Origin of the sequence: Marinomonas ostreistagni, from assembly GCF_016888445.1 — a bacterium.
Lineage (GTDB): Bacteria > Pseudomonadota > Gammaproteobacteria > Pseudomonadales > Marinomonadaceae > Marinomonas > Marinomonas ostreistagni.
The window spans coordinates 473,726-499,136 of record NZ_JAFEKF010000001.1 but is presented as its reverse complement, the minus strand read 5'-3'; the positions used below and the strand labels follow the sequence as shown (position 1 = coordinate 499,136).

The following is a 25,411-nucleotide window of genomic DNA, read 5'->3' as shown; positions in this document are numbered from 1 at the left end:
TTTAGGCATTTGGCATGGTCTAAATTGCCAACATACCCATCCCGCTATGGCTTGAATAGGCTAAGCCCTTAATTGGGCTAAGAATCTTACCAGAACCTGAGTTAGGTCAGAAAAACACCAAGGCGGTACCTTGCAGAGAAAAAGCGAAAATAAAGGCAAATAAATTGAGCTGAAATCAATCATCGTTCGTATTAACAAAAACAAACAAATTCACAGCGACTATGACATCGCTCAACTATAAGAAGGGAGGCTTAAACATGGCAGCAACACTTCACTCACTCGTCACACCATCCGATTACCTTCAACTTGAAGACGGCTCTTGGGCACTTCCTACCACTGGCGAGTTTTTAAACATTGAAGGAGCAAGCTGTCATGATCCACATATCGGCGCCCTCGAGTACAACCGCAGCTTGATTCGCCACCTTAAGCGCCAAGAAGTCGATGTCAGCGGCGAGTCGCGCTACCAGCGTATTTTTCGCAAATACGCCCGTAATCGTCGAATTAGAAATGTACTAGCCGTGGCAGCGGCCATCAGAGCCAAGCAAGTACCTGGCGAAGCCAATATGACTCAGCGCAATGCCTTTAATAGCTTTACGCCGATCGAATCGATTTTATTTTTCCACGTTCCAGCCGAATACCTAAAGGCTTAAGACGTGCTCTGCTCGCCCGCGTCAGCGGCTACCAGATTCTCAAAGGCAATGCGAAAGTACAGCTCATAGCTGTTTTGCTCAACATAACCCAAGTGCGGCGTAGCAACCACGTTGGGTAGATTCAACAACGGCTCATTGGTCGTTGTTGCCGGCTCCATCGCAAACACATCCAGCGCCGCTTGCTTAGACGGCACGTTTAGTAATTCCTGATACAGCGCTGAGGCTTCGACTAGCTCAGCTCGACTGGTATTTACAAATAAAGAGTCTGGCTTCATCAGCGCCAAATCCTCAGCTCGTACGCAACCATGTGTGATCTCATTGAGACGCAAATGCAGCGATAATACATCCACCTCAGCAAAGAACGCTGCTTTAGAAGCAGCTGCGGTAAAGCCATCCGCCTCAGCTTGCTTGCGTGACGACTCACTGCCCCACACTAAGACCTTCATGGCAAATGCCTTGGCATACTGAGCGATGCGCTGGCCGATTTTGCCATAGCCCCAAATGCCAAGGGTTAAACCATTAAGAGTTCGCCCTAACCCTAAACTACCGGAGTCTTGCCATTGATCTTGTTTAAGGTTGGCAGCGTAAGTCGGCACATGACGACTGGCCGCCATAATAAGCGCCCAACACAGCTCCGAGGGCGCGATGGGCGAGCCACGCCCTTCTAGAACTTTGACACCAAAACGCTCACACATTGCCACATCAATATGATGACTGACCTTACCCGTTTGCGAGATAAACTTAAGATTGGGTAACTGCGCCAACAAAGACTCAGTGATGACAGTACGCTCGCGGATCAACACCAGCGCTTCGACATCCTGAAGACGTGCCACCAACTCAGGCTCGGCATAAGTATCATTCAGCACCCGTACTTCATGCTCAGCTAACAAAGCAAAGCACTCTAAATCCTTCACCACATCTTGGTAATCATCCAGTACCGCAATCTTCATCTCACTCTCCTTGGCTATACAGGTTCAATCGGTATGACTTTGAACATACCATAGACGCACCGCAATCCAGAGACATAGGTATAGCTAGGGCAAACAATTTGCGCGTAGTTCCTTAATTAATACAAGCGAGACACAGCATTAGATTTAGCGCTGCTTTTAACCTTGACGCCCTTGAATCTCACGGATTTTCCAGACAATCAGTTCGGCGACGAGATCATTGATCAATTTGGTTCTGGGGTTAACCAATGAGCGCACACAATCATTCACTTGATCATTGATGTGTTCGCGCTCCTCTTCGGTACAGGGGATTTCGAGAGTAAACGCACATTTGGAGTGAGACTCCATGTCTTTCACCGCGGACCAAAAGCCCTTGGCGTAGACAAAGATCTCATGCTTTTCAGCGTCTGATAGGGATACTTCTAATCCTTCAAGGGATTTAAGCAGAGCCGTTTCTAACTCTTGCTCTTCTGGCATAGCGCTTAAGTACTGTTTCATATCAACAACATCGCCCATGAAGCTCTCCTTAACAACTGGCTACTCTTTGACTATAGCCCAAGGCCGAGGATTGTCGATCTGGCGCATCCTAGCCGCCATTGGCCCAATTCTGAGTTACACCCGCACTTTATTTAAACGCAAAGCCAAGTTGGTTGATTAAATCAATTAAAATCAGCTAGCTTATTTGACTGTTTTCTTACAATGATATTCATGAAAACGATTTAAATAATTCAAAAATCAATTTTTTTATTTATTTTGACCGCTTTCAGGGAACTAAAAAATACATAACAACTTCAGTGACTTAAGTGTGAGAATCATTATTTTAGCATTATCTAATAATAAAAAAGTCATACCTTTTCTAATACTTTGATTAAATTATCAACTTTCTTTAATACTCCGCCACTTTCCTTGTCGTTTATATTCTAATTACTTAAACAATAAGTCCTAACGAAAGTTGAGGTTGGCACATGTATAAACAACTTTTAGTTTTTTATCAGATGACAATACCAGCATTATGTTTGGGCTCATTAATTTCTTTAAATGTCGATGCTAATACACTCACCATGAATATTAGTGGCCATATTAAAGATCGTTGTGAAATAAATTTTTCATCAGGAAACACAATGACATTTACAGAGCAAACTACACAATCTCTACCGTTCGATTTATATTGCAATCGACCACTAGGGATTACGATTAGCTCAAAATATGGCGGCCTAAAACATCAACAAGATGGCTTAGATATTATTGAAAATTACGATTTAACATTACAAGTAGACGCATTACATCTCAATGAAAGTCGCAAAAGCCAACAATTGCTAACGCCGACCATCATTGAGGACAGTTCTGGTGTTATTCCTTTTTCTCAACAAGGAGTACTGAGGGTGGCACTCGAAAATACCCTGCTTTTCGCAGGATATTATCAAGACGTTATCGAAATTGAGGTATACCCATCGATTCATAACGTCACAAGGTAAGACCTCTGCAAATTACTGCAGAACAGCATGAGCTCGGTATTACTAGAGCTAACAACTAAAGTTAAAGGAGTTTCTCATGAAAAAGCTAACACTTAGTGCAGCAGTAGTTGCTGCAATGTTCGGTACACAAGCCTACGCAGCACCTGGTGATGTTCAGCTAACAGGCTACGTATCTCCAGTGTGTGAAGTAACAGGTCTTTCTACACAACTGTTTGACTTCGGTGATGTATCGACGATGCAAAACCTAACAGTAAGTGGCCTAAACATGAAATGTAACGATGCTGATGGTGCAACCGTTACCCTAACAAGCTCTGAAGGCGGCTTGGAGTCTGATGACAATGAAGACTTCGCGCTAACTTACGATGCAACCTTTACTCCAGGTGGCGGCCTACCAGCTTTCACCCTTAGTGCACCTGGCGGCCCAGGTCAAAACGACGTGTCTGCAACGCAGGCATACAGCGGTTCTGAATTGCTAGCAGCAGGTGTTAGCGCATCAATTGATGTGGCGACAACTGAAGTCTCTCCTTGGGCGGGCGGCTACTCAGATACGCTAACAGTGAACATCACTTCTAATTAGATTTTACAGCAGGAGGCTTTCCTTGAGCCTCCTGCTTTTCTAATTCTTCTCTTCTCCTCATAAGGAGCACACGCTATGTCTCGATTGCTTATTATGTTGCTGCTGTCGTTTACCTGTCTGTCTGCGCAGGCATTTAAAGTGGAACCTATGTCGGCAGAAATGGCCCCGATGGGCAAACGCGCACAGATGACTATGCGCATCGAAAACTCTTCCCCTGAGCCACTGACGGTAGAGCTATTTCCACTGTCGATGACTATGGATGAATACGGCAAAGAAACCATCACACCTGCCGATGACGACTTATTAGTTATACCCGTCACTGCGATTATCGAACCCGGACGCTCTCAGTCAGTAATGGTGCGTTATTTAGGCGATCCGTCTATTACCGAATCCAAAGCTTACCGTGTAGCGATTAAACAAGTCGCGGTTGAGCGTGCTAGTAAAGAACAAGGGCAAGTAAGCTTCTTATTACAATTTAATACGCTTATAAACGTGCGACCTAATAATACCAACCCTGAATTAGCCATTAAAAGCATTAAACCAAGCGACAATAATAAATGGTTACTAGAGATTTTAAACAGTGGCAATAGTTATGGACGCCTTACCAAAACCAATTGGCGCGTAACCGATGGCACACATTCTACCTACATTAAAGGTAGAGAAATTGCACAGCGCATCCCAGGCACCTTAGTTCTGCCTAATTCAACACGCTACTTAGAAATGCAACCGATTGAAAACTTCAACGTAAACACCTTATCAATTGAAATTGATCAGGAGATGTAATCATGCGTCGACTAATATTGAGTGGTTTAACCTTATTAATACTCTGCACTAAGGCAATGGCATTAACCATATCGCCCTTGGTCATTGAAATGAATACCGACCACCGATTAACGTCGCAGCTGATTGTCACCAATAATTCCACCCAAAAACTGGCCCTCGAAGCCAATGTTCATCAACTATCGTTTGGTGCGGATGGCGCGATACATACCTCTGAAAACCCAGATAAAAACGTACTCGTGTTTCCGCCCGCGGTATTATTGGAGCCGGGCCAACAGCAAGCCTTTCGTGTCCAATGGATTAGCCAAGCGCCGCTTAAAACCTCGCAAAGTTATTTCGTGCGCTTTAGCACTGCTAATCTAAAGCAAGATTCTGGACAAGTAGAGTTTCTGCCGAAACGTTTCTCCACCGGCATCAATGTCAAACTCCACTACAATGCCCTACTGCATGTGTATTCGTCGGCACAAAAACCTGATGTCAGCGTGATCGTTGGCGACCAAGGCAATCTGACTCTGACCAATGCAGGTGATCGTTTTACCTTTACCACCGCCCTATTTTTTAAAAACCTTGACCACAACACGGTCGACGCCTTGTATGAAGCACTGGGTGCACAATTTATTCCGCCAAAATCTACCCTAACCTTTCATGCCGCAGAGCAAGCGTTACCAGTAGGCACCTACTATGGTTACGAGCACTAAGTCGCTTGCTGAGGAGCACCATTGGTGGCTGCTTATCGCGTTATTGTTATGCTGCTTGTGCCTAAGCTCTCTAGCACGCGCACAAGAAATGATGCTGAATCCAACCGGGCGAGATATTCAGTTAACCTCGTTATTGCGGATCAGCGATACCGTGTTAGGCGAAGCGGAACTGACCATCACGGCGGACAACCAGCTTTTACTGCCCAAAGATAGTACCTTGGCCTTACTGTCTAGCGTAATTACCCAAGAAGCGATCCAGGCCTTACGTGCCACTAGCACGGACGACCAGCTCTCACAACAGCAATTTGAGCAAATCGGCTTAACACTCGCCTTTGATTTTGCCACCTTAGAATGTGTAATCACCGTCCCGCCTGAGCACAGCCTAAGACAGCAGCTGTCGTTGCGTGAGGCCGAAGACATCTATAGCTACGTTGATCCGAGCCTGTTTAGCGGCTACCTCAACGTCGCGCTCTCAGCCAACAAAAGCCAATTGGTAGAGGACGAGTCCGAGCGCCAAAGCCTGTATCGTGCCCAGTTTGACTCAGCCCTGAATCTCAAACGCCTAAACTTAGAGTACGAATCCTATCTTGAAAATGGCTCCGACACTGAAGCCAGCTACATTCGTGAAGGCACACGTTTTAACTACGACTTCCCTGACCAAGGCACGCGTTTAGTCGTGGGGGACATGTACAACAGCGGTAGCGGTTTTCAAGACGCTGCCGATATTCTCGGTGTGGGTATCACGCGTGACTTTTCCATCATCCCAACACGTAATGTGCGCCCGCGCGCTAATCAATCGTTTACGCTACAGCGCACCTCTAATGTGGATGTGTATGTAGATGGCATCGCAGTGCGTCGACTGACGCTCGGGGCCGGCAGTTATGACTTGAGTGATATTCCCCTTGCGCGAGGCACCAATGACATTGAGCTGGTGATTACCGACCGCTCAGGCAACGAAGAGCGCATCGAGTTTTCGGTCGCCACAGGCAACGGCTTATTAAACACTGGCGAGTTTGAATACAGCTTACTTTACGGTGTGCCAGCACAAATTGATGACGGTGAACGGGACTATTTGACTGACGAGCGCATCTTACATGGCTACGTGGATGTTGGCGTCGCACCATGGTTAACCTTAGGCGTTAACTCACAGACCCGTGAAGACCTCAACCAATATGGAGTCTCGGCGCTGATCGCCTCAGGCTGGGGTGTCACCGAACTAACCGCTTCACAAAGTGACCATCCTGAACACGGACATGGCAATGCCTACAAAATCGCCTTTGATGCCTTATTCCCTGATCATATTCCAATGGACCCGCAATTAAGCGTCAGCTACGAATACTTCACCAATAGCTTTAGTGGGATCAGCAGCTTGGATGCCACCGAAGAAGACATTCATTTAACCACCCACTATTTCAGCGCCTTTGGCTCGCTTTATATCAATCGCTCATTGCGGACAGCGCTGACGTTTAACTACCGTGCGGGAGTGGATAGCGACAACGATTACTGGATCGCCAGCCCCAGCCTATCAGCAGGATTATTTGATACACCCGCCACCTGGAGCGCGCGCCTTAATTACAAACACAGCGCCAATGGTGAAGACGATGATATCGGCGCCACACTCTCGATCAGCTGGCCACTGAGCCGCCAAACACGCTTAGTCGGACGCCATGCAACCAACTCAGACGAAACCTCTCTAGATTACAGTTACCAAAACAACATCGGCAGCACTGGCGGTATTTCTGCCTTCGCCAGCGCGGTTAACAGCCAAGATGCTGACGCGGACTTAAACGCGGGCGTTAACTACGCCGCCAATCGCTATGAACTGAACGCCAGCCACACCACACGCCTTACCGACCTGAAAGGCGAACAACGCAGCCACAGCACAGATGTCACCGTAAGCAGTGCTCTAGCCTTCGCCGGCTCCACGTTTAGCGTCGGCCGCCCCGTGCGCGAAGCGTTTGCCATCGTCAAAAAACACCCAAGTCTTGCCGAAAACGAAATGGCCGTCGACCCGTCCCGCGATGGCAAGCATGCGCGGGTTTATCTACAGGGCGATGGCACTGCCATGGTACCGGACCTAGTCGCCTACAATAGCCAAAATCTCAGCTATGACATCAAAAACCTACCGCCTGGTTACGATCTAGGCGAAGGTGCTTTTTGGCTCAACCCAGGTTACAAAAATGGCTACTTGCTCGAAGTCGGCTCCGATGCGGCGCTGACCGTGATCGGTAAGCTGTTTGACCAACAAACCCAGCAGCCTATCTCATTGGTGGCAGGTAGCGCCCATTATCTTGGCTCAGGCAAACAAGCACCGATCGAATTCTTTTCCAACCGCAATGGCGTATTTGCCATTTCAGGGCTCAAACCTGGGCCGTACAAGCTAATCCTCGACACTCGCGCCCGTGAATCCGTGACGGTGGATCTAAGTAAGCACAACACGACCCTGATTAGATTAGGAGACTTATATGTGGAATAAAGCATTAAGCACCGGCCTCATCAGCCTTGCCTTGATCCCTCATGTATCGTCCGCATTGGCCTGCGATGTCAGCACTTTATCGCTGCAACCGATCATGACCCAATCAAGTTATGATGTGTTCAACAACAGCCGTTACGCGGCGACTTACTCTTATCGTGTCGCCGCTAATCTGGTGGGTGAGGATTGTGCTCTGGAGGTGATTTTACAACTCGAGGACACCAGCCGCTCGCTAAAAAGCGTCCAGCGCGAAGCCCTTGATTTTGAATGGTACAGTCAGACAGGTAACGCCGTGGCCAACCAGTGGCGTCTTACCTTGACCGACGAGCAGCCAAGCGCCACGGTACAACTGCGTTTCCCTGGTAAACAATGGCTCAACGCGGGCATTTATGAGGGTGAGTTAGAGCTTTTATTACCGCAAGCAGCCGACTACCCAATGATCGATATCAGCCCAAGTTCAGTGCCAGTCTATATGTCGGTACCGGCGGCCGCCAAGATCCATTATTACGGCGCCTCACAGCACCACTACGACCTCGCCTTAGGCGAGCTTTATTCCAATAAGGTGATTCATTCCGCGCCCAACTTATGGGTACAGAGCAACGCGCCTTATACCATCACTCTATCTTCTGCTCATCAAGGCATGCTCCGTCATGAATCCAACAACCCTAAATGGGACATCCCTTATCAAATAACTATTGATCAAGATGCAGTAGATCTAAAACAAATAGAGGCGTATATTGATCGTAATGCTTCCACATTTGGGCAAGCATTACCGATGAACTTTACTATTGGTAACACCATAGAAAAGCCAGGAGGACAGTATGAAGACACACTTGAGATATCTATTGAGCCTCATCTCTCACAGCGACCCTACTTATAGCTGACTAGATATAACTATCGGAAACTCATTCACCCAACTGAGATAACATAAAACGATAACAATGGTGGATGATAATAAGTGAATGGCATCAACGGTGGAGAGCGTCATGAGTAGTCAATCGAAAACAAGTTGCAACTCCGACACCAACAACATACTTCTAATCGGCAGCAACTGTATCAATAATCAATTTTTCCAACGAGAAATCGAAAAGCACTCGGTATTTTGTTTTGCACGGCATTGCCCGCAGGAAATCGAAAAGGCTCACACAGCCCAAACACCTGACATCGTGCTGATCAGCTACCCAATATTGGTCAACACGGCCGACATTAGTACGGCCTTAGCAAAGGTGTTATCTAATAAATGGATCGTCTACGACGTGCCCCGTGATAAAGATGAACAAGCGATCCAAGATATTCAGCAGTATCCCTTCATCACGCTAAAAGGCATCATTTATCACGACGCGCCCATCGAACACCTAACTCGCTGCCTCAAAGCCGTCGTCGACGGTGATTTTTGGCTACCGCGTAAAATCATGGCACAAATGCTCTCCGAAGCGCGCCCTTATGCACTCAAGATTCAAGAGACGCAGAATGAGCTGACTAAGCGCGAGCAACAGGTGTTTAAAAAACTGATCGAAGGTGCTTCTAACCTAGAAATCTCAGAAGACCTCTACATTTCAGAGAGCACTGTCAAAACCCATATCTACAAGATCTACAAAAAGCTTAACGTGGCGAATCGTAAGGAAGCCATCCGTAAAGCCGCCTATATATCAGACCTCGAATTTAGCTAAACCGCCCCACAGCACACCTTGCACATCCATACAACGCTGCGCCACTCAGGGATTGAGTGAGCGGCACAGCCTTCCCAAAAACTCGGCATCACCGCTCTCCAATTCAGCAAATTTCGCGACATTAAAACTCAGCCGCTCTACCGTTCGGCAATCTGGGGCATACTCAAGAGAATCAATTATTCAAAAGAGCTTATCGACATGGAATCAGCGTCTAGCCTTAGCGTGCTGGAAGTCAGCGCCATCTTTCTCTCCATCACCGCCTTGTTGGCGTACGTAAACCATCGGTTTATTGGTTTACCCACGACTATCGGTGTAATGGTTATCTCCATTGTCGTATCGATCGGCGCCATTTTCATGGGCTTTTTAGGCTTCGATCAACTGATCAACTATGAAGTCAGCTTGCTCGATCAACTGGATTTCACTGAAGTATTGCTCGATGGCATGCTCTCGATGCTGCTGTTTGCTGGCGCCTTACATGTCAACGTCAACGACCTTAGACGCTACAAACTGCCTATCGGCCTGCTGGCCATTGTCGGCACCCTGATCTCCACTGTACTCATCGCTACCGCACTTTATTACTTAGTGCCAGTGATCGGTTTTGAGCTACCGTTTATCTGGTGTTTATTATTTGGCGCGCTGATTTCTCCAACCGATCCGATTGCCGTAATGGGTATCTTACAATCAGCTGGCGCACCCAAGAGTATCGAAACCGTGATCGCAGGCGAATCACTTTTTAACGACGGCATCGGCGTCGTGGTATTTGTGCTGCTACTAGGCATCTTAACCAGTGGTGATATCCCCACCGCAGAATCAGTACTGCACACACTAAGTGTAGAAGCTGGCGGCGGCATCGTCTTCGGACTTGTTTTAGGGGCGATACTGAACCTATTACTAAAAGGCATCGACAGCTACCAAGAAGAAGTTTTACTCACACTTGCGGGCGTTATCGGTGGCTACACACTCGCCAGCCACTGGCATTTGTCGGGTCCGCTTGCGATGGTGATGGTGGGCTTAATGGTTGGCAATCACGGACGCAGCTGGGCCATGAGTGACCAAACCCGCCACTACGTGGATTTATTTTGGGAATTGATAGATGAAATCCTCAACGCCGCGCTGTTTGTCTTAATCGGCCTGGAAGTCGTCATGATCAGCTATTCTGGCAATCTTATGCTCGCTGCAGGGCTTACTATACTGATCGCACTTGCGGCACGACTTATCGTCGTCGGCCTAACCACCACCGCCTTTAGAAGCCAGCTCAAGCTGCCAAGCGGCGCGTGGAAGGTATTAACCTGGGGCGGACTACGGGGCGGCATCTCCGTCGCCCTTGTACTGCAACTCCCCGCCAGCGAAGAGCGCGATATGTTACTCGCACTGACCTACGCCGTGGTGATCTTCTCGATCTTGGTGCAAGGACTCAGCATCGGCAAAGTGGCTAAAAGTATCGCGGTAAGATAAGTGCGCTTGAAAATGAAAGTCCCAAGTCGATCTTTTATCAACTCGGGACTTAAAAATGAGTCTATTTTATATTCAAAATGCTATCTTATTGGGAAGACTTTTGGGCAAGATAAGCGTCTAAATCTTCCAGCTCTTTAGTAGAAAAACCTAGACTTGCTTCTACGCTGTAGTGACCATCTTGATGCCGTGTCACACGGTGACTGCTAATGCCTAACCCACGCTCGAATGCAGTAAATTTTTGCTTACTTTTTAAGTCATAGACATTGAGCTCTGACAGAGAATTCTCCCGCGCAACAGCAACTACACCACCATCATGCAATGTAAACCAGTCGACCAACCAATAATAGTGGCTAGTATTTGGCCTACCGTATTTGTCATACAGAGACTCGCGGAAGTTAACCTGACTGCACTTATTAACCGCAAAATTAACCGACTGGCAGCCAGAGTAATCACCAACTTTTTTGCCGCTAGCACTAATGTTAAGACGTGTTGTCTCGCCTGTACGAGTATTAAACAAAGTGTAGTCAAATGCTTCTGAATCCCCACCAACAACCTCTTTTGCTATTGAGAAGATTCCTTTGATTGCATCGACCGCACCAGCTGCCGCATTACTCGGTTCTACTTGAACTTTTTCCAGTAACACAAGGCCAGTTGAGGCAATATCGCCTTTCTGTAGAGGGGCAATCATAAAGCCCTCAGGAATGCTTAAATTAGCGACTTGACCATCAAAAATGTTGTATTTAAATACGACATCACCACGATCAATAATAAAACCGTCCGCTGTAGGAATTAAGTTATTTCCTGATAAATTCTGACCATCATAAGTTGAAATAGAAATACTTCCTCGCTGATAAACACCCTTTGCTACCGTCACACGATCACTGTCGCCCAACACACCATACTTAAGCGAAAAATGTTGTGAGCCCGTTTTGACAAGATAGATAAATTCACCGGTAGTAGAGTTGACTCCGTAGCCAAATACCTGCCCTTCAGGATCAACTACACGATGACCATTTAATTTAAACCCGTCACTCTGCTCAGTAACAATCACCACGCCTTCATAAGGTGCTTTTCGCTTTGTCAGCTGATCAGTTTGAAAATCTTTATTCACTTCAGGTGCAGCTGGAGCAGTATTCATTCTTTGATTCATACGCTCAATCAACATGGCACGAAGTTCGTTTTGCTGTTCAATCTGCTGTGGAGACTTCTGAACATTACCAGGTAGACAGCCTTGCAGTAGCAACGCAGAAAGTAGCAATGAACTAGCTTTAAGTGGAGTAGAATTAAAGATTCGCATAAACATCCTGTAATAGTTTGTAATCTAGAAGATTGTCGATTTCGCAAAGAAATAGTCAGGATTCATTTATATTAGATAGAAAAAGTAAATTCAAGGCACATTTAATGAACAATTATCGACTAACCGTTACATACTTGTACATAAAGTAAACTTAGTAAGTAAGAAGCGACACAAAAACCTATGAAATCAGCTTTAATAGTTGAAAAGACGCACTCAAACAATAACAATACTCATTTAAAATACTATCAATAAGGATTTTGGATGTCTTCCAAGCTGATCGTTGCCGTAGGGTTATCAATGTTTCTTACAGCCTGTAGTGCCCCAGGCCCAATGCAACTCCCTAGCGGACCTCACGACACGTCGGTTTTTGAGCCAGTTGCCTTGGACATGGCAAAAGATTGGCAAGGAGAAATCCTGTTTAAATCAGCCTTTTCACACCTTTATAGAAATGGCGAACGTGAGTCACCCTTATTCCGCGCGGGGACTTTTTTTATTACCAACAAAGGCGCGTACTACATGACTTGGAATAGTGCTACTTATGAATATTCCATGATGTACGAGATTATGGCGAAAGATATTAAAGCTGTTTCAACTCGAACGGTTGAGCGTGATTACTTGCCTGATTCAGAATACTTAGACATCAAAGATACGCATGACATAACGACTAGTTTTACACTGTTTAACCGTATCGGCGCTGAACAGGTACTAACGAAAATTATGGCGGATAAATAACATCTTAATTTACTTATGCATGAGTAGGCGTGACTTTCGTGACGCTTACTCATAGCAATACACACCCTAATCAATAACTAATCCTTCCTAACCCCTAGCAAAATCGTACACTCTGAACGGCCGGAGCTTAACAAACTGGCGCAAATAAAGCTGTTTTCAGGCAGTTGCGCTTCTAGGGCATCGCTGCCGGCTTTTAAGTCATTCAAGCGGCTATGGCCGTGGGCAAGATAAACAACATCGGCCAGCTCGCCAATGGTTTGCGTAGCCATAAAATCCAGCGCTGCTAAGTGGCTAGTGAAGGCAAAAATGCAGTCGGCGTTTAGCTTGAGATTACGGATATCTTGTAGGCCAAGGTTGGAAGGCATTTCGTCTGAGAAGAGTTTATCAGTGATATTAAGCAGTGCATCTTGAAGGACTTGCTGATCGCCTGTGGGATGTTCAAAGATGATCAACTCGGTGCCAAGCTTAGCACACAGATCTGCAACGCGATCTTGTTCTGTTAAGGCAGACGCCACCAATACCGCATCGTATAAATCACCAGCTACCAAGGTGTCGGCAAGCTGCTCGTGTGCTACACAAGGATATTGAGCACTGGATTGCGCCTCAGGCAATGCAATCAATAATGACAGTTCGTCTTGCTCAGGCTCTGCTAAATGCCATTCTGGCTCTGCTAAGTCCAACATCACTTTTCCCTCTATGTGATCAATTAATGCTCTTTCGTTTAATACGCAGCCACTTAGTAAAATGGCTGCGTTTTTCAAACCTTACTCACGTCTAAAGACGGTAGGTTAGCCTTTTTGTCCATTGTTAGATCGAGCGTTGCGCTTTTGTTTCTTACGCTCATTTTTCTCTGTCACGATCTTGATGGCTTCATCTTTTGAAAGATGCGGATGTTTCGCAATCAGCTCTTCCACTCGGGTATCAAATTTTGTCATGGTTTATCTCATATAATGTTGTGCGTGTTTAGTAATCTAGCGCGCATTCCATCTTAGCAGACAGGCACCGCTAGGCACTATAGATAAACACTGGCGACGGACATTTTGTTATCACGACAGACACGTAAATCAACGGTGTCGTCGCCGACGAAAACCCCGTAAAATCCAGCCCTTTGCTTCCTTCGTACCGAGAAGTGACCTAGACAGACAAAAGAGATGGTAAAATGACCGATAAGATTCAAGTGATCGCGACACACAATGGAAACTTTCACGCCGACGACGTATTTGCTGTCGCAGCACTTAAGCACATTTACCCATCTGCCAAGCTTATCCGCACACGTGATATGGCCGTGTTAGAACAAGCCGACATCGTGCTTGATGTGGGCGGCGTATACGATGCCGACCAAGGCCGCTTCGATCATCACCAACGTGGTGGCGCTGGCGCCCGCGATAATGGCATTCCTTATTCTTCGTTTGGTTTGATGTGGCAAAAATACGGCCTAGAGCTGTGTGGAGGCAACCAAGAAGTCACCGACGCGGTCGATAAAAACCTCGTGTCAGTGATCGATGCCATCGACTGTGGTCATGTAGACGGCCCACTTACGGGCGTAAGCCTGAGTCAAACCATCTCTATGTTTAACCCAACCTGGGAAGAGCAAGGCGACTTTGATGCCTGCTTCGAAGAAGCTGTCACCTTCGCCTCACGCGTGCTGGCACGCTTTATCGCTGCGGCAAAAGGCGGCGTTAATGCCAAATCCATCGTTGCGCAAGCCATCGAAAACGCCGCTGACCCAAGAGTAATCGTGCTTGAGCAATTCACGCCATGGAAAACCACAGTACTGAATTTGTCCCAAGACGCCCTCTTTATGATCTACCCATCACAAACCGGCGAATGGCGTATTCAAACCGTACCGGTTGAACTTGGCTCATTTGAAGATCGCAAAAAACTTCCAGCGGCATGGGCCGGTTTATCAGGTCAAGAACTGCAACAAGTCACTGGTCTAGACGATGCCATGTTCTGTCACAATGGCTTATTTATCGCAGGCTGTGAATCGTTTGAAAATACTATGAAAATGGCCGAAATGGCGCTGGCCGAATAACACTTTGGTAGGAAAGATCGATGCGCAACGCATCGATCTTTTAGTTTGAAAGCCACTTTGACTAAGTGGCCATTACTATTGTTGCATAAACTGTCTTAGGACATTAACAGCCATTCGATTTTGGGCTTCACGGGCATTATTACACTCTTCAGTGTCGGTATCTTTGCCTTGAGCCATCTTCATGCCACACTCTTCTAGCACTTCAACAAGCTGCTCTGGATCTTCCATTAGATCCTCAACAGAAGCTGGGCCACAAGCCGTAAGTAACATAGTGAATGGAACCGCTAACAATAGTTTTTTCATTTTTAGATTTCTCCACATCCTGTGGTTTATAAAAGATCGGCGCAGGATGTATAAACGCCATTTTTACAACGCAAACATAATAAACTCAGGATAATGAATAGTCTACTGCTATGACGATATTATAGCGGTGGCTTTCTAAGATAATTTTTGATTATGTCTTTGTTATCTTCTGGTAGCTTTAAACATGTATGAATATGACTTTTTTTAGTCACTATTATTAAGTTTTAAATTTAAACCATCAGACTCTAACGTTTATTTTTGATTTTTTAGTCAAAAATTACCCATAGGCTAATTTCGCCGACAGCATATTTTTTATCGAATACGCCTCTTAACTAATAAAAAAGCCAGCTTATATAAGCTGGCTTTCTAGTGCATTCATCGAGCCGCTTCAATCGCAGGAATAATATCTTGGCTCAACATACGATGCAGCGAGTCACGATAGCCAGTGCGACCAGAAGGCGAATCTTCCTGCGAGGTAATAGCCACAGTGAGCTCTAGCTCGGGCAAGACATAAATCATCTGACCGCCATAACCCCAACCGTAGTAGCCTTTTACGTCTGCAAAAGACTGAATAAACCAGCCGTAGCCATACAGACCGCGATGATATTGTGACTGGGTTCTTGGTGTCCAACTTTGAGCTATCCAGCTTTCTGAAACAATACGTTGGCCATCTTGAGTGACACCACCGCGACGATACAATTCACCAAAAGCCAATAACGACGCCGGTGTCATACCCACTTGATTACCGCCCATTGGAATCCCTTGCGGATCAGTCTCCCAACTGTGGATGCGCACGCCAGAGCCTTGCAACCAGTCATTGGCAAGCTGGTACGTATGTCGCCCACTCTCTTGCATTATGATCGCCGATAACACATGTGTATTGCCGGTGGAATATTGCATCTCGCCACCTACCTCATCGACAAAAGGTCGCGACAGCGCATCTTTCACCCAATTATCACTGGTGACCCAAGAGCCATAATTACGTCCAGAGGTGCGCTCTAATCCAGCTTGCATCGAGAGCAAAAGACCAATGGTAATCTCATTCAAACGAGGATCAGGATTTGGCGGAAGTTGGTCAGGCAACAAGGTCGTAACCGATTGCTCCACACCCTCAAGCACACCACGATCGATCGCCACACCAACGATCGTCGACATCAAAGACTTTGAAGCCGACTTAATGTTGGTTACCGCATCGATATCGGCACCGTTATACGCCTTAGACCAAACCAGATCGCCCTGATACGCCACTTGAACGGTTTTGATATTTGAAAAACCTTGAGCAGTTTTGTCCATGGCGCTCAGATCAATGTCACTTGCCTGCGCCACAGCCGTGACACTTAGCGCAGAAATGGAGCAAACAGCGACCGTTCGAAAAATAGGAAATCTTGATAAAAATGAAAGCATAAAAGGTATATCATCCGTTGAAGGTGCGAATTACAGTCTAATCAATGACAAGTAGTGAACCAAAAAGTGCCCCTAAGACTAGGCCCTAATGACACAAAAAAGCCAGTTCCGGAGAGAACTGGCTTTTTTATCCATGCCATCATAAACAGTTAACTAAGCGATGGAATAAACAATGCTATGCATAGCATTCACTGTTAAATGATCACTCTTACATATTAGTTACGCAGCGGCTTAAAGATTGATCTCTAGCAACGAAGATTTCACTGCTTTGCCATCGGCGAACTCATTGACCACTTCAATGCTATCACCCGATGTAAAGACAGTAGGAATCAGCTTAAACTCTTGAACCTCAGGAAGGTAAACATCACGTCCTTTCGCATCCTCGACTTCATAGCCCTTTAGGACTTTGATCTTGTAGGAAACAAAAAACTTATCATTACCGATCGCCTTGGCTTTCACCCATGAATCACAGTTTAGTTTCTTAGTGTCTAAAGCTGCTTTATTGATACCCTCTGAAGATGGGCTGACTGAATCTTTAAGGTCATAAATGCGAGTGTTTTCACACAAATTGAACGCTTTTTTATAGGGAGCTTTGTCAAAATTAACGGTGACAGCCTGCTCATAGCCATCTACAGGTTTTAAGGTAATCTTCACATTACCAATGGCCGACTCAGCTTTACCAACTTCATACTGAACAGTTTGATTCACCACAGTCTCTTCAGGCAATTGCTTTTCTGTAGTCGAACACCCCGATAAGATCCCGAACAAAACTACCGCTAAACCTTTATATTTCATGTCACATTCCTATCCATATATTCAGTAAAAACTCGGCTACAGAGCTCTCAACGAGCCCCAATACTAAACTTGTACTCATAGACCGTCCACTGCTCGCCTTCTTGACGCTCCATCACTCAAGGACCGAGAACGCATCCTAAGCCAACCTCACAAAGCCAGTAGCCAAGCACCTCTGACAGCCTACTGACACTGTGTGACACCCAGCGTTTGCCAAGATTAAGGCACTGACATCGACATACTTTTTACACGGATTTTACAGCGCTTAAACATTCCCTAAGTAGGTTGAGTGGCTATCGCAGTTAAGTGTGAGCACTTTTAAGATAGGTGTCTTTGTTAAATACTGCACAGTTCGCTACGACACCTTCGTGGTCAGTACCTTCAGACCAAGCAACACCATGGCCCCACCAAAAACACGATCGACCCAGTGACCCATACGCTGAAATTTTTCATTGATCGCCGGACGCGATAGCACCACCACGACCAAGGCAAACCAAATAAACTGGATGAGCATGATCCAAGCGCCATAGATCGCTAGCTGGTACAAAGGCATATCAGGGGACAAGACGACAGTAAACAACGACACAAAATAAATCGGTGCTTTAGGGTTGAGCACATTACACCAAAAGCCAGCCCCAATCGTTTTAAGGTAAGAGCTTGACTCAATGATCGGTGCAGCACTGGTTGTGGCGCTCTGCGGTTTCGCTCTGAGCCCTTTATAGCCAAGGTACAACAGGTATGAGCCACCCAGAATCTTGATCACCCACAGCCCGACTGCAGAATTGGCAATTAAAGCAGCCAAGCCAAAAGAAGAATAAAGGATGTGAACCGACAACCCCAAAGCGATCCCCAAGCTACACAGCAACCCCATACGACGCCCCTTGGCGAGGGTTTGCTGAGTCACCAAAACAAAATCTGGGCCTGGCGAGGCAGCCGCCAAAAAATGGATCGAGGTAATAACGATCAAACCGTGCAGCAAGTCCATTCTATCTCCTTGTAGTATGAGCTGATAAAACAGACATTGTAACCGATCTTAGGCTGTTGCGGGTGGGGAATGGGATGGCGTTTGTGGGTCTATTGGGGTGTATATGTTAGACCTTTAGGATGCGAAGAATGTAAATAAGCCAGCTCTAGGTATGACTCGCTTATCTTTATGGTTCAGGTAGGAGTGAATTGGGAGCCTTTTTTATGATGGGCAACTTGTTAGACGCATCCCTGACCAAAGTGTAATTCTCTATGACAATTTGGACATATAGCATTCTCGACTGTGTCTTCGCCGCCATTCGATAGCCGAACTTTATGATGAACTTCTAAGTATGGGGTATTATCCTTAGCTCGTAGAAACGGTGCAGGTTTTTCGCAGCGCTCGTAGAAACCCGCAGCACGACTCAGAACCTCCGCTACAACGTCAGGATTTCTTCGGTACACTGTAGTTTGAACAGTTACGCTTTTAGGGAGTTTATTCGCTACATTTAATCTTACTTTACGTTTCTCTGCACCATCGCTAAGAGCTCGATCAACTTCTTCAGAGAACTCCGATAGATGATCTTCAATCGCTTGATCAATAGTACCTTGAGCCCAATAGTGCTCGACAATATCTCTTATAGATTTTTGTTTTGATTTACCGATACCTTCATAGTAGTTCAAATGCTTATTCACAGAACTAAGCGCTAGGCTTAAATATTTTGGCCCGTAATCCTTCGATATTGATGCCAAAAAATATTCTGTGGCTGGTAGATTAAGAGTTCTTTGATATTCCAACCCCTTCATCATCTGTAAAAAGTTACGAATGTAATCTGTAGCGGAACTTTTGTTCATTGATCCATTTAAAACCAGATCATTTATGGCATCAGACAAAGCCATATGACCATCAAAAACGGCTTTTCCCTTTGAGTATGCCTCTTCGATCTGATTCGATATAATTTTTGCCACGAGCCCTCCCTTCGTCTATTGCCCTTTTAAGGTGTCGCAACTTAATAGTGCGCAACTTAATAGGACACCCATATTAAACTTGTACAAATAGCCAGTCCACTACTAACCTTATCTACGTTGTATCTCTCAAGGATCGAGGACTCATCGCATGCCAAAATCACGAAGCCAGCAGATAAGTTTATCTAATACTCCCTACTATCACTGCGTTTCACGCTGTGTACGTCGCGCTTTCCTATGTGGTGAAGATGCCGCAACAGGCCAAAGCTATGAACACCGACGTGGCTGGATCGAAATGCGCTTACTGTATCTAAGCCGCTTCTTCTCTATTAAAGTTTGTGCCTATGCGGTAATGAGTAATCATACCCATGTGGTGTTATTCGTTGACGAAGAGTCGGCTAAAAACTGGTCGACTGAGCAAGTATTAACCCGTTGGCATACTCTGCATAAAGGCACCTTGATCACACAGCAATATATGATGAATGGCACCGTTCCAGACTATCTGCGACCATTGCTCGATGCTACTACGGCCAGCGACTCATGGACATTAGCTGGTTTATGCGGGAACTGAATGAAAACATCGCTCGCCAAGCAAACCTAGAAGATAATTGTACCGGTAGATTCTGGGAAGGCCGCTTTAAATCCCAAGCTCTACTCGATGAAGCCGCATTGATCGCATGCATGGCATACGTTGATTTGAATCCAGTAAGGGCAAAGATTGACCAAACACCTGAAACATCCAAGCACACCAGTATCAAAAAACGCATTCACGCTGCGAAACATAACCAGCAACCGAAGACTCTTTATCCTTTTGTTGGCAACCCAAGAGAGAACCAGCCGAACGGCCTGCCCTTTCGTTTAGAAGATTACTTAGAGCTAGTTGATCTCACTGGGCGTATTGCTCGCCAAGATAAACGTGGCAGCATCGACCTATCCTTTGCACCTATTCTGCAGCGGCTTCATATCCCATCCGAAAACTGGATTACTATCGCCATAGAATTTGAGCAACATACCCACGCCGCAGTGGGTACAGAGTTAATCTTATCTAACTACTACCAAAAAGTAGGCTATAAACGGCGACCGAAGATAAGCAAAACGAAGCAGCTTTTCGCCTAGCCACGCTACAGCCACCTCACAATACATATGATCTGAACTGGTCAGGACTAATCACATCTATCGTTCACTAAATTGAATAAAATGTAGCAATTGAAAGCCTAAATGAAGGTAGATAAGCCAGTTCTAAGCTGAACTGGCCTACCCTTACGGCTCAGATAGAAGTGAGCAGCGAGTCACTTTTTATGATGGGTGTCTTGTTAAATCCTATCATTTTTTCTCCGATAGTGACTAATAGTGAAAGGGTATAACAATTAAGAATTATATTGCATCGTAGCCGCGGCTATAACCCACTGTTGGACGGCTGTGTTGTCAATATAGGAGATTTCATTTTTCATAGTGAGACGCCCTATAAAATAACTAGTTTAATACCAAATTCCATGTAAACTATGCTGCTTAAGATCACATTTTTCAGAAACTATGCTAACTCTTTATCCAACTTTTTGCAGTGGAACTTAACCTGATAAATAAGTGCTTTTCTCTTATATCTTTTTACCTAATCTACTATAAACACCCACCATTTTAATATACTTACGCCAAAAAAACCTAGTTTTAGGTGAAAAAGGCCAATTGCTTGGAGTTGGCAAGAATTAAGAGAAAAGTCACTATTTCAGATGGGGTTCTGCTGTAACATTCATGGAGCTTTTAGTCTATTTTGATTTTAGCTATTAACTAGCACTTACCACGTTTTCTAAGTTCAGCAATACACTTCTTAACCATCGCTGTAGATACTCCTAGCTCATCCGCTATTGTGCGATTCAGGTCTTTTGGCCATTCTCCCCTACTTGTTTTCGGCAATAGATTTTCTACCTTCATAATTTTGGCTTCGGTAAATGAAGAGTTGTATTTGTTCTTTAGCTTCATATATTTATCTTTAAGCATTGAGATATTTATATTTTTAACCCTAGTGTTTTTTTCGTTATTTTGAGCATCCAAAAAGGTTTCAATATCTCTCATTCTTTTAGCAACACTTAAACAGCCTGTCTCGATCTTTTCCGTGTTCAAAGCTATTAGCTCCAAGCTTTCTATAGTTTCATGGACATCACCCATTTTTAACATCAGGTTTTTAATGGCGGCCTCACTCCCTATCTCAAGCAACATAGATTGATTAACATGAAAAGCAATATAACTCATAATAGCTTCTAAAAGTGACCTTAAACCCCTAAGTTCCTTATAGATTAAATCTTCATCTATTTCATTTCCATCAAAGCTATTTGATATTTTTAAAATATAAGCATCAATTTTTACTTCAAAATCAAACATCCTTCTTTCAACATCACTAGTATGTAGAAGCAATAGTAATGAAGACTGTCGCTCAGATGAAATTTTTGAGATTAAAACAGCAATAATTGTAAGCCCGGACATTGACAGTAGAACAGCTACAACTCGGCCAAACCCAATAGGTGAAATATCACCGTAGCCAAGCGTAGTCAGGGTTACACCAGAGAAATATAGTGCAGAAGAAAAAACTTCCATCAAGCTTTTTCTAATACATTCATCAGTTGCACCAATACTACAAACCGGATCAAAGTTCATACCTTGATTATAGTATGTAGCAATAAAAAAATATAAACTGACAGTCAACCAAATAATAAATGTTATGCCTAGTAGCCGAAGATAGGAAATAGAATCGATAAAACGCCCGAAACTCGTTGTTAGATAACTTTTATTATGGGGTCGTTCAATATTTTTTATTTTTCTTTTAAAAACCATTTTTACTACATCTCATCAAAAATTACACATTTATTAGCATTTAAACAACTAACTTAAAAAACCTTCTTTTGGTTATTTAAAGATTTGAAAAAAATAAATCAGCTTATAAAAATTAAACCTAACTATTTTTGCAATCATTCTTCTGTGATTCGTGGACTGGTACTTTTCACTTATTGGTGAGAGAGCTTCAACCCATTGACGCTTTATTGACATAGTATCATAGCGCACCAAAAGTGCCCATCTTGGTTGGGTGGTTCTTTGGGCATTTTATGCGGATTTTTTCTTACAAAGCTATCGCTTTGATCGCCGGCGCAGCCGCCTCGTACAGGGGATATGTTGGAGTGAGAGTCTTACAAAGCTGGCGCTATGATCGCCGGCGCAGCCGCCTCGTACAGGGGATATGTTGGAGTGAGAGTCTTACAAAGCTGGCGCTTTGATCGCCGGCGCAGCCGCCTCGTACAGTAGGTCATTGCAGCCCAGGGAGATTGCTTAGGCTGCGAATTTTTCCCTCGCACAGCGAGGTCTTACAAAAGGTCAATCTGTGGGTTTTTCCTTTGAGCCGCTGCTCTCTTCTGAACGAGTTATAGCTCCGCAATATGATTAAGTGTTTCTGGATGGCGTTTCACGAGTTTCAATAAAGTGACGGCTTGGCCATTTGGAACGCTACGTCCTTGCTCCCATTTTTCTAGGGTTCGCGCAGAGGTATGAAGCAAGCGGGCGAAGACTCCGCGTGACATGTTGAATTGCTCTCGGATACTGACGATTTCACTAGGGGTGATATTCAGCTCTGAAACGTTATCAATATGATGTGTTTTGAGAGTCAGCTTACCCTCGGAGTGTGCTTTCGCTTCACCTAACGCTGAGTTTAGCTCTTCAAATACATTACGGTTGCTCACGCGCCAAGCCTCCATAAAAACCTAAACTCTTCATCTGTTAAATAGTCCGGTCGGTACTTTTCAAATATGGTTGATTCAACAAATACGTTTTTCATAGATTAAATATACGCTAATAGCGTATAGATAACAAATCTGGCTCATATCGCTTTCTTACAAAGCTAGCGCTTTGATCGCCGGCGCAGCCGCCTCGTACAAGGGGATATTTTGGAGTGAGAATCTTACAAAGCTGACGCTTTCATCGCCGGCGCAGCCGCCTCGTACAAGGGATGTGTTGGGGTGGGAGTCTTACAAAGCTGGCGCTTTGATCGCCGGCGCAGCCGCCTCGTACAGAGGATGCGTTGGGGTGGGAGTCTTACAAAGCTAGCGCTTTGATCGCCGGCGCAGCCGCCTCGTACAGGGGATATGTTGGGGTGAGAGTCTTACAAAGCTGTCGCTTTGATCGCCGGCGCAGCCGCCTCGTACAGGGGATATGTTGGGGTGAGAGTCTTACAAAGCTGGCGCTTTGATCGCCGGCACAGCCGCCTCCTACAAGGCGGCTTTGCGGTTACAGGTTTAGGGAGATGTCCCAGTCTTTCCAGACGACTTCGCGGCCTTGGGCGCGGATGGCGTGGGCGATTTCGCTGACGCTGCGTTCGTCGCTGATTTCAAATTGCTCAAGAGCTTCTTTGGCGTCATCAGCATAGCCACCCGGTTGGGTTTTCGATTCGGCGCTCATGGTGGTGAAGCCCATGCGCGCGGCGTGGTTACGAAATTCTGGTGACTCACGGGTCGAGAGGCTCATTTCTAAATCTGCATCAAAAAGTCGCCATGCGGCGATCAGTTGGATAAGTTCTAGGTCGGAGATCACGGATTTGGGTTCGATGCCGCCGGCGCAGGGGCGAATCCTTGGGAAGGCGACGCTAAAGCGTGAGCGCCAGTAGCGCTTTTGTAGGTGCCTTAGATGGTGCGCCATCATGATGGAGTCGGTACGCCAGTCATCCAAACCCAGCAATACCCCTAGCCCGATTTTATGCACCTTGGCTTGGCCAATGCGATCCGGTGCGTCGAGTCGATGGTTAAAGTCCGATTTATTGCCACGCAGGTGATGCTCAAGGTAAGTACTACGGCGATAGGTTTCTTGATACACCAAGACGCCATCGAGCCCTAGGGTTTTCAGTTGCGCGTATTCGTCTGTTTCTAGCGGTTGCACTTCCATTGAGAGCTGGCTGAAGGCGGGTTTAAATAGTGGCAGCATGCGCTCGAAGTATGGCATGGAGACTTTTTTGGTCTCACCGGTGACCAGCAAGATATGGTCGAAGCCCTTTTGCTTGATGGCGGCGATCTCGCGCTCGATCTGGGCTTCATCCAAGGTGAGTCGCTTGATGGCGTTGCTCATGGAGAAGCCGCAGTAGGTGCATTCGTTGGCACAGGTATTCGATAAATACAGCGGCGCAAACAGGCTGACGGTGTTACCAAAGCGCTGCTGGGTCAGGCGCTCGCTTTGTGCCAGCATCTCATTTAAGAAAGGCTTGGCCGCAGGCGAAATCAGCGCAGCAAAGTCGTTGATATCACGCTTGGGCTTGGCCAGTGCGCGGCGCACGTCAGCTTCTGTCGCTTGTTGATGCTGAGCCGTGGTTGCTTGCCAGTCGAGCGCTTCGAGCTCGGCGCTAAATTGCCCAGCGACCGCAGGGCTTTGGTGCAAGACGCGTACGCTGCCGCTCATAATAGCTCCTTAAGGAACTCGGTAAACGGGCTTGAAGCGTCTGCGGTTTGCTGTACTTGGCCGGTGCCTGATTCGTAGGCCATGCGCCCTGCTTCCACTGCCAGTCTAAAGGCTTTGCCCATGGTTTCTGGTTGGCTGGCCACGGCCATGGCGGTGTTCACCAATACCGCATCCGCGCCTGCTTCTAGGGCCGCCGCCGCATGAGAAGGTGCGCCGATTCCGGCATCGACGATCACCGGCACATTGCTTTGCTCGATGATAATGTCGAGGAAGGGTTTAGAGGCCAACCCTTGATTGGAGCCAATCGGTGCGCCAAGCGGCATCACACATTGTGCGCCGACTTCTTCTAAGCGCTTGCACAGCACAGGGTCGGCGTGAATGTAGGGCATCACCACAAAGCCTAAGCGTACCAGTTCTTCGACGGCTTTTAATGTCTCGATCGGGTCTGGCATCAGATAGCGCGGATCTGGGTGGATTTCCACTTTGACCCAGTTGGTGTCTAGCGCTTCTTGAGCTAGCTGCGCGGCGTACACGGCTTCTTTGGCATCCCGTGCGCCTGAGGTGTTGGGCAGCAGTTTGACGCCCAGTTTTTGCAATGGCTTTAGAATATTGTCAGAGCCCGCTTTTAGATCCATTCGTCGTAAGGACAAGGTGGTCATTTCACTGCCACTGGCAAGGATCGAGGCGATCATTTGCTCTTGGTTGGCGTATTTGCCCGTTCCGGTGAACAAGCGCGAGGTAAAGGTATGACCTGCAATGGTGAGTGACAT

At 46.0% G+C, this 25,411-nt stretch carries 25 protein-coding genes and 1 pseudogene; 12 read left to right on the top strand and 14 right to left on the bottom strand.

Annotated elements, in window-relative coordinates; all coding sequences use genetic code 11:
* Positions 1–257: 257 nt before the first annotated feature.
* Positions 258–650, top strand: coding sequence for a hypothetical protein (locus JQX58_RS02330; RefSeq protein ID WP_204145205.1), 393 nt, complete (start codon positions 258–260; stop codon positions 648–650).
* Here JQX58_RS02330 and JQX58_RS02325 read toward each other — a convergent pair.
* Together JQX58_RS02325 and JQX58_RS02320 are read right to left on the bottom strand one after the other, a co-directional pair.
* Positions 647–1,600: a D-2-hydroxyacid dehydrogenase family protein gene (locus JQX58_RS02325; RefSeq protein ID WP_204145204.1), complete on the bottom strand. Its 954-nt coding sequence runs from the start codon at positions 1,598–1,600 to the stop codon at positions 647–649. The two genes, JQX58_RS02330 and JQX58_RS02325, sit on opposite strands and share 4 nt — an antisense overlap.
* Positions 1,601–1,756: 156 nt before the next feature.
* Entirely contained in the window at positions 1,757–2,113 is a 357-nt protein-coding gene (locus JQX58_RS02320) for a hypothetical protein (RefSeq protein WP_204145203.1), read from the bottom strand.
* Positions 2,114–2,562: 449 nt separating this feature from the next.
* Between JQX58_RS02320 and JQX58_RS02315 the strand changes: the two genes are divergently transcribed.
* The 8 genes from JQX58_RS02315 (at position 2,563) to JQX58_RS02280 (ending at position 10,725) form a co-directional block, all read left to right on the top strand.
* The gene (locus JQX58_RS02315; protein WP_204145202.1) at positions 2,563–3,072 is read left to right on the top strand and encodes a hypothetical protein; all 510 of its coding nucleotides are present in this window, start codon (positions 2,563–2,565) and stop codon (positions 3,070–3,072) included.
* A gap of 76 nt (positions 3,073–3,148) precedes the next feature.
* Positions 3,149–3,649 (top strand): hypothetical protein, encoded by a 501-nt coding sequence (locus JQX58_RS02310; RefSeq protein ID WP_204145201.1) that lies wholly within the window; start codon positions 3,149–3,151, stop codon positions 3,647–3,649.
* Positions 3,650–3,724: 75 nt separating this feature from the next.
* Entirely contained in the window at positions 3,725–4,432 is a 708-nt protein-coding gene (locus JQX58_RS02305) for a molecular chaperone (RefSeq protein ID WP_204145200.1), read from the top strand.
* A gap of 2 nt (positions 4,433–4,434) precedes the next feature.
* Complete coding sequence (locus JQX58_RS02300; RefSeq protein ID WP_204145199.1) at positions 4,435–5,127, top strand: fimbrial biogenesis chaperone; 693 nt, start codon at positions 4,435–4,437, stop codon at positions 5,125–5,127.
* Positions 5,111–7,603, top strand: a complete 2,493-nt coding sequence (locus JQX58_RS02295; protein ID WP_204145198.1) for a fimbria/pilus outer membrane usher protein — start codon at positions 5,111–5,113, stop codon at positions 7,601–7,603. Before JQX58_RS02300 ends, JQX58_RS02295 begins: the two co-directional genes overlap by 17 nt.
* Entirely contained in the window at positions 7,593–8,480 is an 888-nt protein-coding gene (locus JQX58_RS02290) for a hypothetical protein (RefSeq protein WP_204145197.1), read from the top strand. Before JQX58_RS02295 ends, JQX58_RS02290 begins: the two co-directional genes overlap by 11 nt.
* A gap of 106 nt (positions 8,481–8,586) precedes the next feature.
* Positions 8,587–9,270, top strand: coding sequence for a response regulator transcription factor (locus JQX58_RS02285; protein WP_204145196.1), 684 nt, complete (start codon positions 8,587–8,589; stop codon positions 9,268–9,270).
* Between the two features lie 198 nt (positions 9,271–9,468).
* Positions 9,469–10,725 carry a cation:proton antiporter gene (locus tag JQX58_RS02280; protein ID WP_204145195.1) on the top strand — a complete coding sequence of 419 codons (1,257 nt, stop codon included), beginning with the start codon at positions 9,469–9,471 and terminating at the stop codon, positions 10,723–10,725.
* An 85-nt stretch (positions 10,726–10,810) separates the two neighbouring features.
* Here JQX58_RS02280 and JQX58_RS02275 read toward each other — a convergent pair whose 3' ends face one another.
* Complete coding sequence (locus tag JQX58_RS02275; RefSeq protein WP_204145194.1) at positions 10,811–12,022, bottom strand: hypothetical protein; 1,212 nt, start codon at positions 12,020–12,022, stop codon at positions 10,811–10,813.
* Between the two features lie 261 nt (positions 12,023–12,283).
* On the opposite strand from JQX58_RS02275, the gene JQX58_RS02270 reads away from it, so the two are divergent.
* A complete protein-coding gene (locus tag JQX58_RS02270; protein ID WP_204145193.1) occupies positions 12,284–12,754 on the top strand; it encodes a hypothetical protein in 471 nt (156 codons plus the stop codon).
* A 77-nt stretch (positions 12,755–12,831) separates the two neighbouring features.
* Here the strand turns inward: JQX58_RS02270 and JQX58_RS02265 are convergent, their stop codons facing one another.
* A complete protein-coding gene (locus JQX58_RS02265; protein ID WP_204145192.1) occupies positions 12,832–13,437 on the bottom strand; it encodes a hypothetical protein in 606 nt (201 codons plus the stop codon).
* 105 nt (positions 13,438–13,542) lie between these two features.
* Positions 13,543–13,689, bottom strand: coding sequence for a hypothetical protein (locus JQX58_RS02260; RefSeq protein WP_204145191.1), 147 nt, complete (start codon positions 13,687–13,689; stop codon positions 13,543–13,545).
* Between the two features lie 224 nt (positions 13,690–13,913).
* Here JQX58_RS02260 and JQX58_RS02255 point away from each other — a divergent pair, with 224 nt between their 5' ends.
* Complete coding sequence (locus tag JQX58_RS02255) at positions 13,914–14,789, top strand: MYG1 family protein (RefSeq protein WP_204145190.1); 876 nt, start codon at positions 13,914–13,916, stop codon at positions 14,787–14,789.
* 75 nt (positions 14,790–14,864) lie between these two features.
* Here the strand turns inward: JQX58_RS02255 and JQX58_RS02250 are convergent, their stop codons facing one another.
* The 5 genes from JQX58_RS02250 to JQX58_RS02230 all read right to left on the bottom strand — a co-directional run bounded on the left by JQX58_RS02250 (position 14,865) and on the right by JQX58_RS02230 (position 19,220).
* Positions 14,865–15,092 (bottom strand): EexN family lipoprotein, encoded by a 228-nt coding sequence (locus JQX58_RS02250; protein WP_204145189.1) that lies wholly within the window; start codon positions 15,090–15,092, stop codon positions 14,865–14,867.
* Positions 15,093–15,467: 375 nt separating this feature from the next.
* Positions 15,468–16,418: a serine hydrolase domain-containing protein gene (locus JQX58_RS02245; RefSeq protein WP_338040647.1), complete on the bottom strand. Its 951-nt coding sequence runs from the start codon at positions 16,416–16,418 to the stop codon at positions 15,468–15,470.
* A 309-nt stretch (positions 16,419–16,727) separates the two neighbouring features.
* Positions 16,728–17,291, bottom strand: coding sequence for a hypothetical protein (locus JQX58_RS02240; protein WP_204145187.1), 564 nt, complete (start codon positions 17,289–17,291; stop codon positions 16,728–16,730).
* A gap of 352 nt (positions 17,292–17,643) precedes the next feature.
* Positions 17,644–18,273, bottom strand: a complete 630-nt coding sequence (locus tag JQX58_RS02235; protein WP_204145186.1) for a LysE family translocator — start codon at positions 18,271–18,273, stop codon at positions 17,644–17,646.
* Between the two features lie 218 nt (positions 18,274–18,491).
* The gene (locus tag JQX58_RS02230; RefSeq protein WP_338040645.1) at positions 18,492–19,220 is read right to left on the bottom strand and encodes an HNH endonuclease; all 729 of its coding nucleotides are present in this window, start codon (positions 19,218–19,220) and stop codon (positions 18,492–18,494) included.
* Positions 19,221–19,368: 148 nt separating this feature from the next.
* On the opposite strand from JQX58_RS02230, the pseudogene JQX58_RS15570 reads away from it, so the two are divergent.
* Positions 19,369–20,333, top strand: a pseudogene (locus JQX58_RS15570) (transposase).
* 669 nt (positions 20,334–21,002) lie between these two features.
* Here JQX58_RS15570 and JQX58_RS02220 read toward each other — a convergent pair.
* The 4 genes from JQX58_RS02220 to JQX58_RS02205 all read right to left on the bottom strand — a co-directional run bounded on the left by JQX58_RS02220 (position 21,003) and on the right by JQX58_RS02205 (position 25,411).
* The gene (locus tag JQX58_RS02220) at positions 21,003–22,043 is read right to left on the bottom strand and encodes a potassium channel family protein (protein ID WP_204145185.1); all 1,041 of its coding nucleotides are present in this window, start codon (positions 22,041–22,043) and stop codon (positions 21,003–21,005) included.
* A 581-nt stretch (positions 22,044–22,624) separates the two neighbouring features.
* Positions 22,625–22,939 carry a type II toxin-antitoxin system MqsA family antitoxin gene (locus JQX58_RS02215; protein WP_204145184.1) on the bottom strand — a complete coding sequence of 105 codons (315 nt, stop codon included), beginning with the start codon at positions 22,937–22,939 and terminating at the stop codon, positions 22,625–22,627.
* A 544-nt stretch (positions 22,940–23,483) separates the two neighbouring features.
* Positions 23,484–24,641 (bottom strand): 2-iminoacetate synthase ThiH, encoded by a 1,158-nt coding sequence (thiH, locus tag JQX58_RS02210; protein WP_204145183.1) that lies wholly within the window; start codon positions 24,639–24,641, stop codon positions 23,484–23,486.
* On the bottom strand, positions 24,638–25,411 hold the full coding sequence (locus JQX58_RS02205) for a thiazole synthase (protein WP_204145182.1): 774 nt from the start codon (positions 25,409–25,411) through the stop codon (positions 24,638–24,640). The genes thiH and JQX58_RS02205 overlap by 4 nt, the downstream gene beginning before the upstream one ends.